This window comes from Helicobacter cinaedi CCUG 18818 = ATCC BAA-847 (assembly GCF_000155475.1).
Lineage (GTDB): Bacteria > Campylobacterota > Campylobacteria > Campylobacterales > Helicobacteraceae > Helicobacter_C > Helicobacter_C cinaedi.
Map to the genome: position 1 here is coordinate 2,596 of NZ_DS990397.1, position 1,615 is coordinate 4,210.

Annotated in this window: 1 protein-coding gene and 1 pseudogene; both read right to left on the minus strand. The window is 32.2% G+C overall.

The window, feature by feature from the left end; genetic code table 11:
* Positions 1 to 178: 178 nt before the first annotated feature.
* Positions 179 to 793 (minus strand): hypothetical protein, encoded by a 615-nt coding sequence (locus HCCG_RS10775; RefSeq protein WP_002957581.1) that lies wholly within the window; start codon positions 791 to 793, stop codon positions 179 to 181.
* A pseudogene (locus HCCG_RS10780) lies at positions 786 to 1,615 on the minus strand (hypothetical protein); the annotation flags it as partial. The gene HCCG_RS10775 and the pseudogene HCCG_RS10780, both read right to left, overlap by 8 nt.

Genomic DNA, 1,615 nt, shown 5'->3' on the forward strand with positions numbered 1-1,615 from the left:
GTGATTTTCTTGAGTATTGTTTGTATTGTGATGGTTTTGATTATTTTGTGTTGGATTGCTTTCTTGTGTATTTCCTAGTGAGCTTTGTGCTATATTATTTGAATTATCTTTATAAATCTTATAAAGCTTATTATTTGATTTGAGGCGTTGTTAGATTCTAAGAATCTCTGTTGTGCGACTAACCCACCACTTTAACAATCCACACAATAAACACTAATATGAATGCTATACAACAAACAGCATGCATATATTTATCATATTGCGTAGGGAAATGTATGGAGCTATCTTGCTTTAATAATTGCTTTTGCTCCTCTAAAGAATGCTGTGTAAAGCCAAACACACAACACGCAATCTTATAATGGTATTTTGTTCTAAATGCTATGTATTTTCTATGAAAATATGATATGTCCTTTATCTTTATAATCCCTTGCATAAACTCCACTTTATCCCAACCCTCCTCCATAGCCCAAACCTCAAGTGCATCATAAAAAAGCGGAGTCTTCATACAATATAAAGCTACAATGGGGAATAATCTCTCTAAGTCTTTTTGAATAAAATCGCTCTTTATAGTCTTAATCTCTCTTGCCACTTGTTTATATTTTCGCCTCACTCTAAAAAGTGCAAAGCATTCCTCTTTGCCGACTAAATAGGCATATTCTGGAAAGAATCCATTTTTATAAAATTCTAGATCGTACTCTATATGGCCTAATATTTCAACATAAGAAGTATAATAGTTAAAAATCCTACTTAAAATATAGCAAATTTCTAATTCTTGTTGCGATAGCTTAGTCAAGGTTGTATTCCTTTAATAACGCATTAATTTCATCATCAAACCATTCATTTACGACCGTATGCCCTAAATATCCCCCACCAACCACACCCAAACCACCAAATGTTGGCACACATACAAAAGCATAGGGACCACAAATAAGTCCAGCCCACATTCCCAAACCACCACCCACAAACCCACCTCCAATAGTTGCACTATGTGAAATTATAACTCTAGCCTTATTTTCACTTACATACAAATCATATATCAAATAACCTATGCTAAAAACAATAATTCCCCTAGCAAAATTCTTAGCTATTAACATTTTAACATTAATTTTTTTATTAGGTTCACCAGAAGATTTAATAATTTCTTCAAATACTTTTGTTTGTTCCTGTTTTGTAAGTTGCTCAAAAGGTTTATTGTAACTTAAATCTTTTATTTTTTTCTCTATCATTTCTTCAAAGGTTTTACCCCTGCTTTTTATTCTCTCTGCACGAACTCTACCCCAAGTAGTGCTTTTAGCACGCATATCATTCATTATTTCATTGCGAAATTTATTGGCATCTTGAGCTAATTGTTTTGCTAAAATCTTGCGTTTATGTATGTCTTGCTCTTTTTCTACTTCTTTCAATAATTGATTAGACATTTCTTGAATGCTTTTGTTATAGCTTTCTCTTACATAGGCGTTTTGAAATGCCTCTTTAGTAAAAAATGCCACTTCAGCTTCAATAAGATATAATTCATCTTTTAATATTACAAACCAATCCTTTTCTCTACTCCCCTCATAAGCTAAGCTATCAAGACTAGCTAAATATTCCTTTCTTGCGTTTATTATTTGAGATT